We start from the raw sequence: 17,476 nt of genomic DNA, 5'->3' as shown, positions 1-17,476 counted from the left end.
GCGCTCCTACAATTTCAACCACTCTGTGCCGCATCAGGCGCGGGCCTTGCAAGGATGCATATGCTGAAAAAACAATGGCGAAAAGTTCTGATGGCCGGCGCGCTGCTGGCGGTGTGGCACGGCGGCCAGGCCCAGCCGGTTTACAAATGGGTGGATGCCAGCGGCAAGACCCACTATGGCTCCCAGCCGCCCGCCGCAGAGAAGGATGTTGAGCCGATGAAGCTGCAGGGCGGAGCCGGCAGCGGCAGTACCCCCGGTAAAAACCATCTCGGGGGCACCAAGCCGATCAACAAGGACACCCGGGAGATGATGCAGGGCATGGAGATCGCCCTCAAGAAGGTGGACCCGAACACCGTTCCTTTGTCTTGCAGTACGGCGGTGGGCAATGTGCGCTCTCAGGTCACCACCATGCTGGAGACGGGCCAGCGCAATGTGCAGCAGGGCTATACCAAGGCGGCCGATTTTGAGGGCGTGGCCAGCAAGCTGCGCGAGGCGCTTTCAACAACCACGCCCGCCGATTGCGAGTCGGCCACAGGCAACAAGAAGTTGTTTTACCAGTGCATGTCCAGCGACCGCAACCACGTTGTCGGCTGCGGCTCCAAATACAAGTATTGATCAGTCCGGCACGCGCCTGAGCGGCCCGAAGCAGGCTTCCAGCGACGCTGCCTTGCACACGATGAACTGGTCCTTTTTGGGGCTGAACTGGATAAAGCGCACCACGCTTTCGTCGCCGTCGGCATGCAGGTCGCCAGAGCAGTCGCGCTTGCCGTTGCTGTTGGTCACCGTTTCGGTCAGCGGGTAAAAGCCTGCCGTTGTGGCGGCGGCCGACACCTGGTAGTCGGCCTGGGTGACCTCTTCGCCGCTAGTGCCCAGGCGCCTGCCGTCGGCGCGGTACTGCCAGGTTTCTGCGCAGGTTTTTCCGGGCAAGGTCCAGCTCCAGGTGCCCACCAGCGGATGAACGGTGGGCGTTGCCGCGGCGGCCGACGAGGCAGCGGGTGCGGGCGCAACGATGGCGGGGGAGGGCTTGAGGCCCTGCGCGGCCGCAAGGCTGCTGAGCAAGGCGGCCAAAAGGGCGCCTGCCAGCTGGAGGGCGGGGCGTTGCCGGTTGGCAGGGAAGCGATGGATGAGGAGCTTGGGGATGCGTGGCGAAATCTTCATGGGGTGATTATGAAGAGGGCAGTGCGGCAACACGGCCATGCCGGCGTAAAGGGAGGTAAAGAGGCGTAAGGACGACCGTGGTCAACCCGGGCTGCGCTTTTCGGGCAATTTCAGCGTCAGTGTGGTGCCCACATCGCTGGACGTCAGCACGATCTCCGCGCCAATGGCCTGGGCGCGGCGCCGCTGGTTGGCCAGGCCCTGGCCGGCGTGCTCTGCCTGGGCTACGGAGAACCCGCCGCCGTTGTCGGTCACCGTCACGGTGACATAGCCGTCCTCCGCGCCCGTCGTCACGCGTATCTGCGTCGCGCGGGTGTGCTTGAGGGTGTTTGTAAAGGCCTCCTGCAGTATGCGCAGAATGTGCAGCGCATTGCGCGGGTCCAGCCAGTCCAGCGGCGGCACGTCGGAGATCTCCCATCGCAGCGACACGCCCGCGCCTGCCAGCCGCGGGCCCAGGCGAAAGCGCAGAGTGGCCAGCAGCAGCAGCAGGTCGGCCTCCACCGGCTCCAGCGAATCGATGGCCAGCTTGAGGTCGTCAATGCAGCCCTTGAGGACTTCGGCCACGTCGGCTTCGCTGAGCCGCCCGCCCTCGACCACCCGCAGCGCGCTCACCAGCGAAGAGCCCAGGCCGTCGTGCATGTCCTGCGTCAGGCGCTGGCGCTCCTGGCTCAGCGTCTGGCGCTGCTCGACGTCGCGCAGCTTTTCATAGCTGGCGGCCAGTTCGGTTTCGCGCTTCCTGAGGGTTTCCTCCAGCCCGCTGTTGACCTGCTCCACCGTGGCCAGGGCGCCCACATACTGCCGGAACATGATCACGACGAACACGACAAAAAGAATCATGGCCGCGTAGGGCGTGAGGTAGTAGCTTTCCAGGTCCAGCACGTACTTCAGCCGTGCCCAGTCGTAGAAGCCGAAGACATAGCTGATCAGCAGCGCGAAGGACAGCATCTTTGCGTCCGGCGAGGTGCTGCGCCAGGAGTGCCAGAGCCCCAGGCCGGTGACCACCGTGCCCATGCCGATCAGCAGCAAGTGGGCGTAGGGCCTGAACACCAGCAGGCTGGGCAGTAGCGAGGCAAAGGGCAGCGTGATAAGGGAAAAGACCACGGCGATGCCCAGCATCAGCCAGCTGAGCCGGCGCATGACCCGGCCGTGCAGCAACTGCAGAAAGTGGTGCAGCGCCAGCAGCTGCCACATCAGCGCGTTGAGGGTGAGCCAAATGAACCAGGCGTCGCTGACGATGAGCTTTTCGGGGCCCAGCTGGAAATGCCAGCGCCGTATCGCAGCCATCAGCGCAATCGCAAACAGCAGCAGGCTGGCCGGGTGGCGGCGCACCGCCCATACCGCCAGCGAGAAAATGCCCACCGCCAGGAAGGCCGCGCTGCTCATAAAGGGCAGCTGGTAGGCCAGCCAGTCGCGTTTGGCCGCCATGTCGACCAGGCTGTCGGAGTCACCCGCGTAGAAGGACGAGATCGCGGCCTCGGGAGAAGGCAGGCTGTCCATGCGTATCAACAGGGTTTGGGGCGGCGGGCTGTCGGCCGTCTGGTTCAGCGGCAGCAGCAGCGCCGGGTGGTTGAACAAATTCCAGACCGGGCTGCCGGTGGAGCGGTAGCGCAGCTTGCCGTCGGCATACACCGCGATCTGGCCGGCCGCCAGCCAGCGGATCAGGTAGAAGTGGGTGGGGCTGCGCAGGCCCTGCAGTTCATCAAGCCGCACGCGCAGCCAGGTTGTCACGACCGGCGGTTTGCCGCCGCCCGAAGCGGCGGGCTGGGCCACAGGCGTCGGAATGACCAGCGGCAACTCCACCTTGGTCCAGCTTCCCGGCAGGGCGGCTTCGTCCACCACGGCGGCCAGCGGCTTGAAGCTGCGGCCTTCTTCGCGAAGCATCTCGGCGCTGGTGTAGTGCACCACCGGCGGCGCGGCCCACAGCGCGGTGCAGCCGGCCATCAGGCCCGCGCATAAGACCAGCCGGCGCGCGGCGCGCGCCAGCACTTCAGGCCGCCAGAATGCCCTGGTGCCTGGCTTCATAAATCGCTTCAGCCCGGGAGTTGACATTGAGCTTGCTGTAAATGCGGCGCACATAGGTTTGCACCGTGTGCTGCGACACCTGCATCAGCCGGGCGATCTCATCGGCGGTAAAGCCTTTGGTGATGAGCTCCAGCACTTCCTTCTCGCGCGCGGACAGCACGGCGTGCTCGCCCGTGGCCGGGGTTGCGGCCGGTGCGGCGGAGGAGGTCGACAGGGATGCCGGCGTTGCTGCTGCAGCTGCTGCGGGCGCCGCGCGAAAGCGCATCAGGATTTGCCGCGCGATCAGCGGGCTGATGGGGCTGCCGCCGCCGTGCAGGCTGCGGATCTCGTGCAGCATGTTTTCGGGTTCGCTGTCTTTGAGCAGGTAGCCCGAGGCGCCGGCCTCGATCGATTGCAGCACATGCGCCTCGTCGCCGAAGGCCGTGCACACCATCACGGCGCAGGTCGGCCACTGCGTGTGCGCCGCGCGTATCACGTCGATGCCCGAGCCGTCCGGCAGGCCCAGGTCCACCAGCAGCACATCGGCCGGCGCGCTTTCCAGCGACTGCAGGCCCTGCGCGCGGGTACTGGCCAGGCTCATGAGGCGTATGTCTGACGAGGCCGTGATGGCGGTCACGATGGCGTTCTGGAAGTGGACGTCGTCCTCTACAAGCGCCACATGGATAAGGGGCGGATCTAAGCTGGACTGCATATCGGTTCCTGCGTTGGCGCATGCGCTGGGCATGCAGGGGCCCCCTACAGGATGAAGAAAAGGGGCGGCCATAAATACATACGACATTGTGCGTCAACGGCGGATTGGGGCGTGTCCCTATATCTAGGGACATGGCTGCGCAGGGTCCGGCGCCCTGAATTGCCGCAGAGCCGCCGCGGAACTACTGCATGGCTACTGCAAATCTACTGCACGCCTACTGCACAGCTACTGCATCCCTACTGCAGAACTACTGCAAAAGACCGTGGTTTGTCCCCAGAACAAGGGACAGACAACAGCGCGGCGCATGGCCACATTAACGATTTTGTTGCAGTCCGCGCTGTTCGCGGGCGTCACATAGCCTGAAAGCTTTCCATGAAATCACATGCCAGCATGAACCGCATCTATCGATTGGTCTGGAACGCCGCGCTCAATCTCTGGGTGGCGGTGGCGGAAAACGCCAAGGGGCGAGGCAAGGGCGGCGCGGTGCGCGGCGGCTTGGTGCCGGTATCGGTGCAAGCTGGCGGCTTTAGCCTGAACACCGCGTGCCGGGCGGCGCTGGTGCTGTTGGCCGTGCTGGCGGTGCTGCCGCATGAAACGCATGCGGCCGACGCCGCCAATGCTAGCGTGTCCGCCGGTGCGGGCAACGTCTCCACACTGGGTAACACCACCACCGTCAACCAAAGCAGCCAGCGCCTGGCCATCGACTGGACCAGTTTGTCTACGCGGGCAAATGAGGCTTTGGTGTTCAATCAGCCCAATGCGTCGGCGATTGCACTCAACCGCATCACCGGCAGCAGCCCGAGTGAGTTCCTCGGCAGCCTGACGGCCAATGGGCAGGTCTTTATCCTGAACCCGAATGGCGTGCTCTTTGGCGCGGGCTCGCAGGTCAACGTCGGTGGTCTGGTCGCCTCGACGCTTAGCATGAGCAACGCCGACTTCATGAACGGCAACCATGTGTTCACCGGTTCGGGTGGTTCCGGTTCAGTGGTCAACAAGGGAAGCCTGAAGGCGGCCCCCGGCGGTTACCTGGCGCTGCTGGCGCCGGAGGTGCGCAATGAAGGCGTGATGACCGCCAACCTCGGAGCTGCTTTGCTCGCTGCGGGCAACAAGGTCACGCTCAACATCGACAACGGCAGCCTGCTGGGCTACAGCATCGACCAGGGCGCCATCAATGCGCTGGCCGAAAACAAACTCCTGATCCAGGCCAACGGCGGGCAGGTGCTGCTCTCGGCCAAGGCGCTGGATGCGCTCAGCTCGGGTGTCGTCAACAACTCCGGCATCGTCGAAGCCAAAACATTGAACACCACCAAGGGCCGGATCGCGCTGGAAGGCGACTTCATCGTGCAGGCCGGCACACTGGATGCGTCGGGCACGGAAGGCGGCCGCATTGACCTGAACGCCCGGTCCATTCTCGACGCCGGCACTGCCGATGCCAGCGGCACAGCGGGGCAGGGTGGCAACATTGCCTACCGCGCCACACAGGCCATCGTGCAGACCGCCGCAGCCAGGCTGAAGGCCGATGGCGCCACGCAAGGCGGCACGATCTCTTTGCAGGGCGACGAAAGTTTCTTCAGCTCCGGCACGCTGAGCGCCACCGGCCGGCGCGGCGGCACCATCGACACATTGGGCGGCAGGGTCTCACTGGCCGCCGCAGCGCTGGACGCTTCGGGCAGCGAGCATGGCGGGCTGATCCGCGTGGGCGGCGGCTTCCAGGGCCGCGACGCCGGCGTGATGAATGCGCAAGCCACCTTCGTCAACGGCGCAACCACGCTCAAAGCCAACGGCGCAAATGGCGAGATCGTGGTCTGGTCCGATGGGCAGACCGACTACTACGGCAGCGCCAGCGCCACAGGCGCCGGCCGCATCGAGGTCTCGGGCAAGAACTTGTTGACCTACGGCGGCCAGGCTGACGCGGGTGTGGGCGGCACCTTGCTGCTGGACCCGGCCAACATCATCATCAGCGACACCGCCGGCCCGGCCGCCTATGCGCTGATAGACCCGCACGCCACCGCCGGCAACCAGTTCGGCGCCAACACCACCTTGTTGGGCACCACCACCAATGGTGTGTTCACCGAAAACGGCAAGGCCGTGATCACCGTGGTCACCGACAGCCTGGCCGCCGCGAGCGCCGGCGCGGTCTACCTGTTCGACACCACCACGGGCGCGCTCATTTCCACCATGACGGGCAGCCAGGCCAACGACCGCGTGGGCAGCGGCGTGACGGCGCTGTCCAACGGCAACTATGTGGTGCGCAGCCAGTTCTGGAGCAACGGCGGCGTGGCCGCCGCCGGCGCGGCGACCTGGGGCAACGCCGCGACCGGCATCAACGGCGTCGTCAGCACGGCCAACAGCCTGTACGGCACCACCGCCAATGACGGCGTGGGCAACACCAATGTGATTGCGCTGTCCAACGGCAACTATGTGGTGCGCAGCGGCAACTGGGACAACGGCGCCATCGTCAACGCCGGCGCCGCAACATGGGGCAACGGCGCCACCGGCACCACCGGCGCAGTCAGCGCCGCCAACAGCCTGGTCGGCAGCACCGCCAACGACAACGTGGGCTCCTTCGGCGTGACCCCGCTGTCTAACGGCAACTACGTGGTGCGCAATCCCAACTGGGACAACGGCGCCGTCGTCAATGCCGGCTCGGCCACCTGGGGCAACGGCGCCACCGGCGTCAGCGGCGCCATCACCGCCGCCAACAGCCTGGTGGGCAGCACCCTGAACGACAACGTGGGCGGCACCATCACGGCGCTGACCAACGGCAACTATGTGGTGTCCAGCTCGGGATGGGACACCGGCGGCCTGATCAATGCCGGCGCCATCACCTGGGCCAATGGCATGACCGGCATCAGCGGCACGATCTCGGCGGCCAACAGCCTGGTGGGCACCTCGAACAACGACCTCACCGTGGCCGCAATCGCGCTGAGCAACGGCAACTACGTGGTGAACGCCCCGAACTGGTCCAATGGCGGCGTCAGGGTCGGCGCCACCGTCTGGGGCAACGGTAGCACCGGCCTCACCGGCATCATCACCACCGCCAACAGCCTGCACGGCACCCAGGACGGCGACTACATCGGCAGCGTTGTGACGGCCCTGCCCAACGGCAACTACGTGGTGAGCAACCGTTTGTGGGACAACGGCGCCATCTCCAATGCAGGCGCCGTGATCTGGGCCAACGGCGCCACCGGCATCACCGGCGATATCAGCACCGCCAACAGCCTCTACGGCACCACCGCGGGTGACGCTGTGGGCACCGGCAATGGTTCGGTCGTTACCGTGCTGAGCAACGGCAACTATGTGGTGAGCTCGCCCAACTGGCACAACGGCGCCCTCGCGGACGCGGGCGCGGTGACCTGGGTCAACGGCGCGACCGGCCTGGTCGGCCCGGTCAGCGCCGCCAACAGCTTTGTCGGGCTGCAGGCCAATGATGCGGTCGGCAACTACGGCATCACGGCGCTGGCCAACGGCAACTACGTGGTGCGCAGCCCGCTATGGGACAGCGGCGCACTGGCCAACGTCGGCGCCATCACCTGGGGCAACGGAAGCACCGGCCTGGTCGGCTCCATCAATGCCGGCAACAGCCTGCTGGGCAGCAGCGCCAGCGATTTGCTGGGCTCCGACGGCGTCACGGCGCTGGCCAACGGCAACTATGTGGTGCGAAGCTCCCAGTGGGACAACGGCGGTGTTGTGGACGCAGGCGCCGTTACCTGGGGCAATGGCGCCGGCGGCACCACCGGTGTCGTCAGCGCCGCCAACAGCCTGGTCGGCACCCAGCTGAACGACAAGGTGGGCGCCACCGGCGTCACCGCGCTGGCGACCGGCGACTATGTGGTGAGCAGCTCGCGCTGGGACAACGGCGCCCTGGCCGACGCCGGAGCCGTGACCTGGGGCGGCGGCTCGGGCGGCGTCAGCGGCGTGGTCAACAGCCTCAACAGCCTGGTGGGCACCGCGGCCAACGACCGCGTGGGCTTCAAGGCGGTAGACAGCACCACGGGCCTGGACATCAGCGCCGTGACGCCGCTGGGCAACGGCAATTACATGGTGGCCAGCCCGAATGCCGGCGGCAACCGCGGGCAGATATTGATGGGCACGCCGCGCGGCATCAGCTACGCCAACGGCACAGGCCAGACCATGACCTTCAACCCATCGGCCCTCAGCGCCACACTGGCCGGCGGCACGGCCGTCACACTGCAGGCCAGCAATGACATCACGGTGAACTCCAACATCAACGTGGCAGGCACGGCAGGCGGCGCGCTGACGCTGCAGGCCGGGCGCAACATCAATCTCAACAGCGTTATCAACACCGCCAACGGCGCTTTCACCGCATCCGCAGGCGATGCCGCGGCCCTGGCCGCCGACCGGCAGGCCGGGGCGGCGGGCATCAACTTCGGCGCGGGCTCGGCCATCAATGCCGGAACAGGTGTGGTCACGCTCCGGGTCAATGGCGTGTGGGTGGGTGGGACGCCGCTTCCTGTTGCCGCAAGCCCATCGGGTCCTTCGGGTGGGGAGCTGATGGCGCTCTACAGCACTGCCTTGCAAAGCATGCAGGCAGAGCAGGGCGAAACCCTGCTGAGCCCGCGGCAAAAACGCGGCGTGGGCGATGCGCCCGCAGGCACCCCTACACGCGTCGAGGGCTGCGGCGTGCGCATGCCGGCGGGTTTTGATGCCGACGAATGCTAGGCGGCACGCAAACCTGAGGCCTGGCGCTGAGTGGGTGCTCCATTTTTGATGGTGGATTGCCAATGCCAGTCTTGGGCTGCAGGCTGATTTCATTGATAAATATCGGTGCGGAGGATGCCCGCTGTAGCGCATACGTGCTACAGACAGCCGGCCCTGTCATTCGTACGATGTGGCCGTTTAATCCGGATGTTCCGCTCCGGGGTGCGGCGCACCGGCTTGGCAGCCCTGGCGGACCAGCCGGTCGCCTCAAGCATTGATCGCCTACGAAAGCCGCCCATGAAAAGCCACGCCAGCATGAATCGCATCTATCGACTGGTGTGGAACGCAAGCCTGAATCTGTGGGTGGCTGTGGCAGAAAACGCCAAGGGGCGCGGCAAGGGCGGCTCGGCGCGCAGCAGCGTGCTGTTCGGTGCGGCTCCCGAAAACGGCGGAGCCGGCTTCGCACTCAGTAGCGCCTGCCGGGCGGCGCTGGTGCTGGTCACCTCCATGGTCTTGCTCACACAGCAGGCGCACGCGGCCAATGCGGCCGACGCCAGCGTGACAGCCGGTGCAGGCAGTGTCTCCACCGTCGGCAACACCACCACCATCAACCAGGCCAGCCAGCGCCTGGCGATTGACTGGCTCAACCTGTCGACTGCGGCACAGGAAGCGCTGATCTTCAACCAGCCCAATGCACAGGCCATTGCGCTGAACCGTATTACCGGCAGCAACCCGAGCGAGCTGCTGGGCAGCCTCACAGCCAATGGGCAGGTGTTTATCCTGAACCCGAACGGCGTGCTGTTTGGCGCGGGTTCGCAGGTCAATGTCGGCGGCCTGGTAGCTTCGACGCTTTCCATGAGCAATGCGGACTTCATGGCGGGCAACAACGTCTTCACAGGTTCTGGTGGATCGGTGGTGAATCAGGGCATGCTCACCGCAGGGCAGGGCGGCTACCTGGCGCTGCTGGCGCCTGAAGTGCGCAATGAAGGTGTGATGACCGCCAGCCTTGGCACCGCACTCTTGGCCGCCGGCAACAAGGTTACGCTGAACCTGGACAACGGTAGCCTGCTGGGCTACAGCATCGACCAGGGCGCGATCAACGCCCTGGCGGAGAACAAGCAACTCATCAAGGCCGATGGCGGCCAGGTGCTGCTGGGCGCGAAAGCACTCAACAGCCTGACGACCGCGACGGTGAACAACACCGGCGTGATTGAAGCCAGGACCATTGCCAACAAAGCCGGCCGCATCATGCTCATCGGCGACATGGAACACGGCATGGTCAACATCGGCGGCACGCTGGATGCCTCTGCTCCCGATGGCGGCGATGGCGGCTTTATCGAAACCAGCGCTGCGAACTTCAAGATCCTGCCAAGCTTCAGGGTCAACACGCGGGCGCCGCAAGGCAAGACTGGCAACTGGCTGCTGGATCCGGCCACGGTGACCATTGCAAGCGGCAATGGCGGGGCGGCCAACACTTATTACGAGGACTTTCTTGAATCGGTCGGCTCCGACATGACCATAGAGGCCACGGATTCGATCAACGTCACGGGCAACTTCGCCAATGCCGATGTGGACATGCCCACTGGCCTGAACCTCACGATCAAGACCACCGGGGCCACCGGCACCGGCATTGACCTCACGGGCAGCGGCGATGGAACTGCCCTGACGTTCAAGGTCTCCGGCGGCGGCGCGCTTGCGCTGAGTACAGCTTCGGCCACCCAGGCCATCAAGAGCTCCGGGCTGGCCGTGACCGGCGGCGCAGGCACCATCACCGTCAACTCCGCCGGCGCACTGGATATCAGCAACGCGGTGGTGCGGACCAGCGGAGGCGCCATCTCGCTGACCGGGGCTGGCCAGGCGGGCAACTCGGGCGTGCTGGTGTCCCAGAGCACGGTGAACGCAGGCACCGGCGCCCTCGCCATCAACGGCATCACGGCTGACACGGCGCAGTACGGCGTGCTGCTGGACCGTGCCACCCTCACCAGCGGCAATGCCAACATCAACAGCGCCAGTTCAGCCATCAAGCTGGCCGGCAGCAGCCTGACCAGCAGCGGAAACATCAGCATTGATGCATCCAATACCAATTCAGGCAATCACGCGGTCGAGCTGGTCAACAGCGGGGCCACACAGACCAACGTCCGCACCACCGGCAGCGGCACCATCAACATCACCGGCAGGCTCAAGAGCGGCGGCGCCGCTGCTGTCGCCGCCAGCGGCGCGGCGGCAGGCGTGGCCATCGCCAACTCCAACGTCGCAGGCGGCGCCGGCACCGTCACCATCATCGGCGAGTCGGGCTGGGGCACCATCATTGCCCAGGCGGCCCGTGGGGTGCGGCTGGACTCACTGGCCAAGATCACGGGTACGGGCAACGTCGCCGTCACCGGCAATGCACACACCACTTCGACGGCCCTCAGCGTCGCCGTTGAGCTGGACACCGGCTCCGAGGTGTCCAGCACCGGCGGCAACGTCGAGGTCAGGGGCCAGATGCTCAGTGCCCTCGCCGCCGCTGCGGATACCAGGGGCATCATTGCAAAAGGCAAGGTGCAGTCCGGCGCGGCCAGTCGCATCTTGCTCGACGGCGTCGCTGATATGGACGGTGGCACGACCGGCATCGGCATCCTGGTTGATGCCGGCGCCGACCTGATCGCGGGCACGGGCGGGCTCTCCGTTTTAGGTGCTGGGCAGGGCCTCTCGACTACGGCAACGTTCACGGGCATCTCCCTGGCGGGCGGCAGCCTCAGCTCGACCGGCGCGATCACCGTGGACGGCCGCACGAATTCGGCGGTGGTACACGCCGCCGGTTCCCAGGGCCTGAGCCTGGCCGGCGGCAGCATCAACTCCAACGGCGCGGCCATGTCGCTGCTCGGATCGGGGACGGCGCCGGCCTCGCCGGCCACCAACTTTGACCTGAACATCAACGGCACCGGCATCAACAGCGGGGGCGGGGACATCGCGCTGCGGGGCGAGCGTGTCAATATCGGCAGCGCCGTCAACGCGGGCGCGGGCAGGGTGACGATCAATACGAGCAGCAGCTTCCGGGCGATCACGCTTGGCGGGGCGTCTGAAACCGCCGCCATGAACCTGAGCAATGACGAGCTCAACCGGATCACCGCTTCGGCGATCGCGATCGGCCGCATCGCCAACACCGGTGGCATCGTGATCGGCGACACCGGGGGCGCGATCAACCTGGCCAGTTCGCCGACCCTGAGCCTGATTAACGACAACCTCACGGGCTCGATCACCCAGACAGCGGCCATCACCGTCGCCAACCTCAACGCCAATGCACGAAGCGTCGTCCTGGCCAATACTGGCAACCAGATCAGCCAGCTCAGCGGGCGGGCCTACGGCACGGGCAATTTCCAGGTCCGCTCCGCCTCTGCGCTGTCTGTGGGAACGGTTGACGGAACGGCCGGTATCACCCACTCCGGCACCGGTATGGTGATGCTGCACAGCAGCGGCGCCGTGACGCAAACCCAGGCCATCGTCGGGAACACCTTGCAGGTCACCAGCTTCGGGGGCATGACGCTGACCCACGCAGGCAACCGGGTTCAGAATTTCGGCAACCTCACCAACAGTACATCAGGCAACCTCATCCTCCGCAACACAGCCGCCACCGCCAGCTTCCTGAACGGCATCTTCAGCGCCGGCCGCGTCGACATCGCCAACACGGGCGATATCTTTCTGGGTGGCAGCGCCCTTTCCACTTCGAGTAACGCCACGGGGACGACTGCGGGCACCGCCGGCTTCAGCCTGGTGGCCACTGGCGGCATCAGCGCGCAAACAGCCTCGCCCAACATCTGGACCCCCTCGGGTGGCTCGGTTTACCTGGAGGCGGGTAACGGCAGCATAGGCGCCAGCAGCGCTGCCCCGGTGACCATCTGGGACGCGAGCTCGGTCACCGCGGTGGCGAACGGCGGCACCTCGCAAGTCAATCTCTCACTGAACAATGGCGCCACCCTCGAAAACATCAGCGCACCGGGCGCTGTCAGCGTCACCGCCGCGGCCGGCAACCTGGCGGTCAAGACGGTGGCCGGCAGTTCAGTCACCCTTGACGCCGCAGCCGGCGCCATCACGGACGCCAATGGCGCGGCCAACAACATCACCAGCACCACGCTCAACGCAAGCGCCGCAAACGGCATCACGCTGGGCACCAATGTGACCGGCCTGCAAACGTTGACGACCACCGGCGCCACCGGCGACATCAGCATTGCCGCCGCCAATGCCGTCAACACCAGCAGCTTCGGCATCACCACCAATGCCGGGGCCGCGCAGACAGTCAGCCTGTCGTCAAGCGCCGGCATCACGGTAGACACCGCATTCGGCAATGCGCAGGACAAATTGAAGCTGACCACGACCGCCGGCAACATCGCCATCAATGGCGCACTGACGGCCAGCGAACTCACGCTGAACACCGCCGGCACCAGCACTCAAACCGCGGCCATCACCGCGACTGGCCTGGAGCTGCTGGGCACCGGCACGCACACCCTTAACAACGCGGGCAATGCGGTGACGACGCTGGCTGGCAATACCGGCAATGCCGAGTACTCGCAGGCCGGCGCACTGGCTGTCGGCACGGTCAACACCGCAGGCCTTAGCGCCACCGGCAAGGTGCTGGTGCGCACCACCGGCGCGGCCAGCGACCTCACCTTGAACAACGGCGTGAGCTCCGGCAGCGCGGCCAATGATTCGCTGGTGCTGGCTGCCGGGCGCAACTTTGTGAACAACGCCGGCGCCGGTGCGCTTAATCCGGGCACGGGCCGCTTCCTCGTCTACTCGACCGATCCGACGGCCAGCACCCTGGGCGGCTTGGTCTCCACCGGCAATGCCTTTGGCCGCACCTACGCCGCCAATGCGCCCACCCACGCGTCCGTGACTTCTCTCACCGGTAACCGCTTTGTCTACAGCGTTGTGCCGACGCTTAACGTGAGCGGCGACAACAAGAGCAAGGCTTTCGGCGGCGCCGACCCGGCGCTCACTTACACCGTCAACAGCGGCCTGGTGGCGGGCGACACCGCGGCCAGCGCGCTGAACGGTACGTTGTCGGCGCCCACAGGCGCTGCCACGACCGGCCCCACACATGCCATCACGCAGGGCTCGCTGGCATCGGCCCTGGGTTACAACGTCGTCTACACCAACGGCACGCTGACGATGACCGGTACGCCGCCTTCGCCACCTTTGCCTGCATCCGCTTTCGGTGTGACCGCAGCACTGGATGGGCCTTATGTCACTGCGATCAACACCATTACCGGCACGGACAAGGATCTGGGCAGCGATATTGACAGTGAGTCGACTGTGTCGAGTGACGCCGCGCTGATCAGGGCGCTGAACGCGGCTGCCGCAGAAGCCGCCGGGCAGGACGGCGGCGAATAAGGCAACAGAGCAGGACCCCGCGGGCTGCCCGGTCAGGCCGCCACAGGCCGCTGCACCGGCAGGCGCAAGGTCAGCCGCGTGCCGGCTGCCGACGATTCAAACGCCACGTCGCCGCCAATGGCCTGCGCGCGGCGGCGCTGGTTTGACAAACCCTTGCCGCCTTTGCCCAGCGCCTCTTCCACGGCAAAGCCTTTGCCGTTGTCGATGATGCCGACACATACCCAGCCGTCGCCTGCGGCTGTGGTCACGCGTATCTCAGTGGCGTGAGCGTGCTTGAGGATGTTGGCGAAAGCCTCCTGCAGGATGCGCAATATGTGCAGCGCGTTGCGCGGGTCCAGCCAATCCAGTGTGGGCACATCGCTGATCTCCCAGCGCAGCGTGATGCCGGTGCTTTCCAGCCGGCTGCCCAGGCGAAAGCGCAGGGTGGCCAGCAGCAGGAGCAGGTCGGCCTCCACCGGCTCCATCGAGTCGATGGCCAGCTTGAGGTCGTCGATGCAGCTCTTGAGCACTTCGGCCACCTGGATGTCCTCCAGCCGCCCGCCCTCAACTACGCGCAGGGCGCTCACCAGCGAGGAGCCCAGTCCGTCGTGCATGTCCTGCATCAGGCGCTGGCGCTCCTGGCTCAGCATCTGGCGTTGCTCGACTTCGCGCAGCAGGGCGTGGCTGCGGTTCAGCTCGGCCTCGCGCGCCTGCAGGCGTTGTTCCAGCCCGGCGTTCACCTGGAGGGCCTCTTCAATCGCGCGGGTGTAGCGCTGGAACATGATGTACACAAAGATAAAAAATGCGCCTACGTTGGCATAGGAGCCCAGGAAGCTGCCTTCCACGCTGACATGGTTGTTCTGCAGCAGCCAGTCGTACACGCCCATCACCATGCCCAGCAGGCTCCAGCCGGCCAGCAAAATGGCGTCGCGTGAACGGGCGCGCCAGGCGTTGAGCATGCCGCAGCCGAAAGTCACCGTACCCATGACCAGCAGGAACAGATAGATCAGCGGCGCCAGCATGGTGGCGCCCGGCCAGGCGCTTGCGAACACCGGCAGCGTCAGCGTGCCGACTGCCGCTGCAAGCAACAAGACAGAGCGGTCCAGCCAGGGCTGCTGGTGGCGGTGCAGCCGGACAATGAAGAAGTGCGCCGCGGCGATCAGCCAGAACAGCGAGTTGACGGTGAACCAGCCAAACCATTCGTCGGACACCGGCAGCCGCTGCAGGCCCACGTAGTAGTGCAGGCAGCGGATATAGGACACCACCGAGATGATGAAAAACAGCAGGTACAGGGATGCTCCTGCGGGCGAAGCACCCCCTGAACTCCGCCTTTGCCGCAACCACACCGACAGCGCAAACATGCCTACGGCCAGAAAGGCCGCGCTGGTCATCAGCGGCAGCTGGACCTGCAGCGCATCGCGCACGCGGTAGCGCCAGCCGATGTCGGCCTCGCTGCCCAGCCACATGCTGGAAATCGCGCCGCCGGTGGCGCGCAGCCGCTCGATGCGCAGCACAAGTGTTTGCACCGGCGGCACGCCGGCGGTTTCGTCCAGGGCAATCCACAGCGGGTGGTTGGAGCCGTTCCATAGCAGGTTGGCATGGGACTGGTAAAGAAGCCGGCCGTCGCCGTAGACCGCGATCTGCCCGTCGCTCTTCCAGCGCGGGATGTAGAAATATTGAGGGTTGGGCGAAGCAGGGCGGGCCGGCACCTGCACCCGGTACCAGGTGACGACGGTCTGCGGCTCCTGCGCATCATCGTTACCGGGAATCAACTGCCGCGGCAGGACGTGGGGCAGGGTGACGGCCTCCCATGCGCCCTGCGGCGTGAGCGGGTCCAGCGCATAGGGCGGCGCTGAAAAGCCGTGGCCCGGCACGGCAAGAAGCTCTGCTTCGGTGAAGTGCAGGGGCTGGACCGCCTGGTCAGGGCGTGGGCCGGCTGCAGAGGAAAAAGAGGCCAGGGCGGCCAGCGCCAGCAGCAGCGCGATCTGCGCAAGCAGCGTGTGGCGGCCGTTTCGCCGCTCGAGTCCAGGCCTCCCGCGAGGCGAAATAGCAGGCAAATCGGCCTCCAGCCCAATGTATGAGGGCGTAAGCAGCTATAAAAACAGTAGCTGGTGGATCACCTGTGCGTACCTGCTTTTGCCCGATGCCCGATTCTGCGGGCGACCATGAAGCGGCCTTGTCCCTAAAAATAGTGACAGACAAGTTCACATAAGCGCTTTACCATGCCACCCAGCGGCGGCGTGCGGTGGGCCGAAGGGCGGCGGAAAAAAACAAGAGCCAGATGAACGGGTTGGGAAGCCATGTCAAACATATTAAAAGCCGCGCTGCTGGCGATGGCCCTGGCCTTTACGGGCGCCAGCCGTGCCGAGCCGACCGAGATATCCTTTTACTTCCCCATCGCGGTGGGCGGCCCGGTCGCCAAAAGCATTTCGGCGCTGGCCGCTGATTTTGAAAAGGGCAACCCCGACATCCGCGTCAAGCCCATCTACACCGGCACCTACAAAGACTCCATCGTCAAGGCGCTAACGGCGCACAAAAGCGGCACGCCGCCCGACACGGCTGTGCTATTCGCCGTCGACATGTACACGCTGATCGACGCCAACGCCATCGTGCCCTTCGACGACCTGGTCGCCAATGCCGCCGACGTGGCCTGGCTGCGCGGCTTTTACCCGGCGCTGATGACCAACAGCCGCGCCGCCGGCCAGACCTGGGGCATTCCCTTCCAGCGCTCAACCATCCTGCTTTACTGGAACAAGGAACTCTTTAAACAGGCCGGCCTGGACCCGGAGCGCCCGCCCGGCAACTGGGCGGAGATGGCCGACTACGCGCGCAAACTGACCCGCCGCGACGCGGCCGGCAACACCACGCAGTGGGGCGTGCAGATTCCGTCGTCCGGCTTTCCCTACTGGCTGTTCCAGGGTCTGGCCACGGGAAATGGCGCGGAGCTGATGAATGCCGCCGGCACCAAAACTTACTTCGACAAGCCCGCCGTGGTTGAGGCGCTGCAGTACTGGGTGAACCTTTCGCGCGAGCAGAAGGTGCACCCGCCCGGCATCGTCGAGTGGGGCATCACGCCCAATGACTTTCTGAACGGCAAGGCCGCGATGATCTGGACCACCAGCGGCAACCTGGGCAACCTCAAGGCCAAAGCCGGTTTTGATTTCGGCGTGGGCATGCTGCCCGGCAACAAGCGCTTTGGCTCGCCCACGGGCGGCGGCAATTTTTATGTGTTCCGCAAAAGCTCGCCGGCGCAGCAAAAAGCCGCCTTCCGTTTTATCCAGTGGATGGTCGCGCCGGAGCGCACGGCGCGCTGGGGCATTGACTCAGGCTACATCGCCGTCAGCCCGGCCGCCTGGGAAACCGGCGCGATGAAAAGTTATATGGCGAATTTCCCGCAGGCAGCCGTCGCGCGCGACCAGCTGCCGCAGGCCGTGGCCGAACTCTCCACGCATGAGAACCAACGCGTGACGCGCGCGCTCAACGCCGGTTTGGCGGCGGCGCTCACCGGCGCCAAAACGCCGCAGCAGGCCCTGAAGGATGCCCAGGCCGAGGCCGAGCGCATCCTGCTGCCTTACCAGCGCTAGGGCTTATGGCGAA

General features: G+C 65.6%; 8 protein-coding genes. 4 read left to right on the top strand and 4 right to left on the bottom strand.

Annotation, left to right across the window (positions count from 1 at the left end; all coding sequences use genetic code 11):
- The first annotated feature begins 60 nt into the window (after positions 1-60).
- Positions 61-615 carry a DUF4124 domain-containing protein gene (locus BM408_RS06275; RefSeq protein WP_092128025.1) on the top strand — a complete coding sequence of 185 codons (555 nt, stop codon included), beginning with the start codon at positions 61-63 and terminating at the stop codon, positions 613-615.
- Here the strand turns inward: BM408_RS06275 and BM408_RS06270 are convergent, their stop codons facing one another.
- The 3 genes from BM408_RS06270 to BM408_RS06260 all read right to left on the bottom strand — a co-directional run bounded on the left by BM408_RS06270 (position 616) and on the right by BM408_RS06260 (position 3,868).
- Positions 616-1,158: a hypothetical protein gene (locus BM408_RS06270; RefSeq protein ID WP_254774722.1), complete on the bottom strand. Its 543-nt coding sequence runs from the start codon at positions 1,156-1,158 to the stop codon at positions 616-618.
- An 81-nt stretch (positions 1,159-1,239) separates the two neighbouring features.
- Complete coding sequence (locus tag BM408_RS06265; protein WP_175541708.1) at positions 1,240-3,177, bottom strand: sensor histidine kinase; 1,938 nt, start codon at positions 3,175-3,177, stop codon at positions 1,240-1,242.
- Complete coding sequence (locus BM408_RS06260) at positions 3,143-3,868, bottom strand: response regulator transcription factor (RefSeq protein WP_092128021.1); 726 nt, start codon at positions 3,866-3,868, stop codon at positions 3,143-3,145. Before BM408_RS06260 ends, BM408_RS06265 begins: the two co-directional genes overlap by 35 nt.
- Before the next feature lie 372 nt (positions 3,869-4,240).
- Between BM408_RS06260 and BM408_RS06255 the strand changes: the two genes are divergently transcribed.
- Together BM408_RS06255 and BM408_RS06250 are read left to right on the top strand one after the other, a co-directional pair.
- Positions 4,241-8,551: a two-partner secretion domain-containing protein gene (locus tag BM408_RS06255; protein WP_092128019.1), complete on the top strand. Its 4,311-nt coding sequence runs from the start codon at positions 4,241-4,243 to the stop codon at positions 8,549-8,551.
- A 276-nt stretch (positions 8,552-8,827) separates the two neighbouring features.
- Positions 8,828-13,900 (top strand): beta strand repeat-containing protein, encoded by a 5,073-nt coding sequence (locus tag BM408_RS06250; protein WP_175541707.1) that lies wholly within the window; start codon positions 8,828-8,830, stop codon positions 13,898-13,900.
- Between the two features lie 32 nt (positions 13,901-13,932).
- Here the strand turns inward: BM408_RS06250 and BM408_RS06245 are convergent, their stop codons facing one another.
- The gene (locus tag BM408_RS06245; protein ID WP_254774721.1) at positions 13,933-15,936 is read right to left on the bottom strand and encodes a sensor histidine kinase; all 2,004 of its coding nucleotides are present in this window, start codon (positions 15,934-15,936) and stop codon (positions 13,933-13,935) included.
- A 243-nt stretch (positions 15,937-16,179) separates the two neighbouring features.
- On the opposite strand from BM408_RS06245, the gene BM408_RS06240 reads away from it, so the two are divergent.
- Positions 16,180-17,463 carry an ABC transporter substrate-binding protein gene (locus BM408_RS06240; protein ID WP_092128015.1) on the top strand — a complete coding sequence of 428 codons (1,284 nt, stop codon included), beginning with the start codon at positions 16,180-16,182 and terminating at the stop codon, positions 17,461-17,463.
- Positions 17,464-17,476: the final 13 nt, after the last annotated feature.

This window comes from Polaromonas sp. YR568, assembly GCF_900116715.1.
Classification (GTDB): domain Bacteria; phylum Pseudomonadota; class Gammaproteobacteria; order Burkholderiales; family Burkholderiaceae_C; genus Polaromonas.
The sequence above is the reverse complement of the archived record's forward strand: the minus strand, read 5'-3'. Positions and strand labels throughout refer to the sequence as shown.

Bases quoted from the DNA above. Each gene is read 5' to 3' on its own strand.
- BM408_RS06260 (WP_092128021.1), bottom strand. From the start codon at position 3,868: ATGCAGTCCAGCTTAGATCCGCCCCTTATCCATGTGGCGCTTGTAGAG.
- BM408_RS06255 (WP_092128019.1), top strand. From the start codon at position 4,241: ATGAAATCACATGCCAGCATGAACCGCATCTATCGATTGGTCTGGAAC.
- BM408_RS06270 (WP_254774722.1), bottom strand. From the start codon at position 1,158: ATGAAGATTTCGCCACGCATCCCCAAGCTCCTCATCCATCGCTTCCCT.
- BM408_RS06265 (WP_175541708.1), bottom strand. From the start codon at position 3,177: ATGAAGCCAGGCACCAGGGCATTCTGGCGGCCTGAAGTGCTGGCGCGC.
- BM408_RS06275 (WP_092128025.1), top strand. From the start codon at position 61: ATGCTGAAAAAACAATGGCGAAAAGTTCTGATGGCCGGCGCGCTGCTG.
- BM408_RS06250 (WP_175541707.1), top strand. From the start codon at position 8,828: ATGAAAAGCCACGCCAGCATGAATCGCATCTATCGACTGGTGTGGAAC.
- BM408_RS06240 (WP_092128015.1), top strand. From the start codon at position 16,180: ATGTCAAACATATTAAAAGCCGCGCTGCTGGCGATGGCCCTGGCCTTT.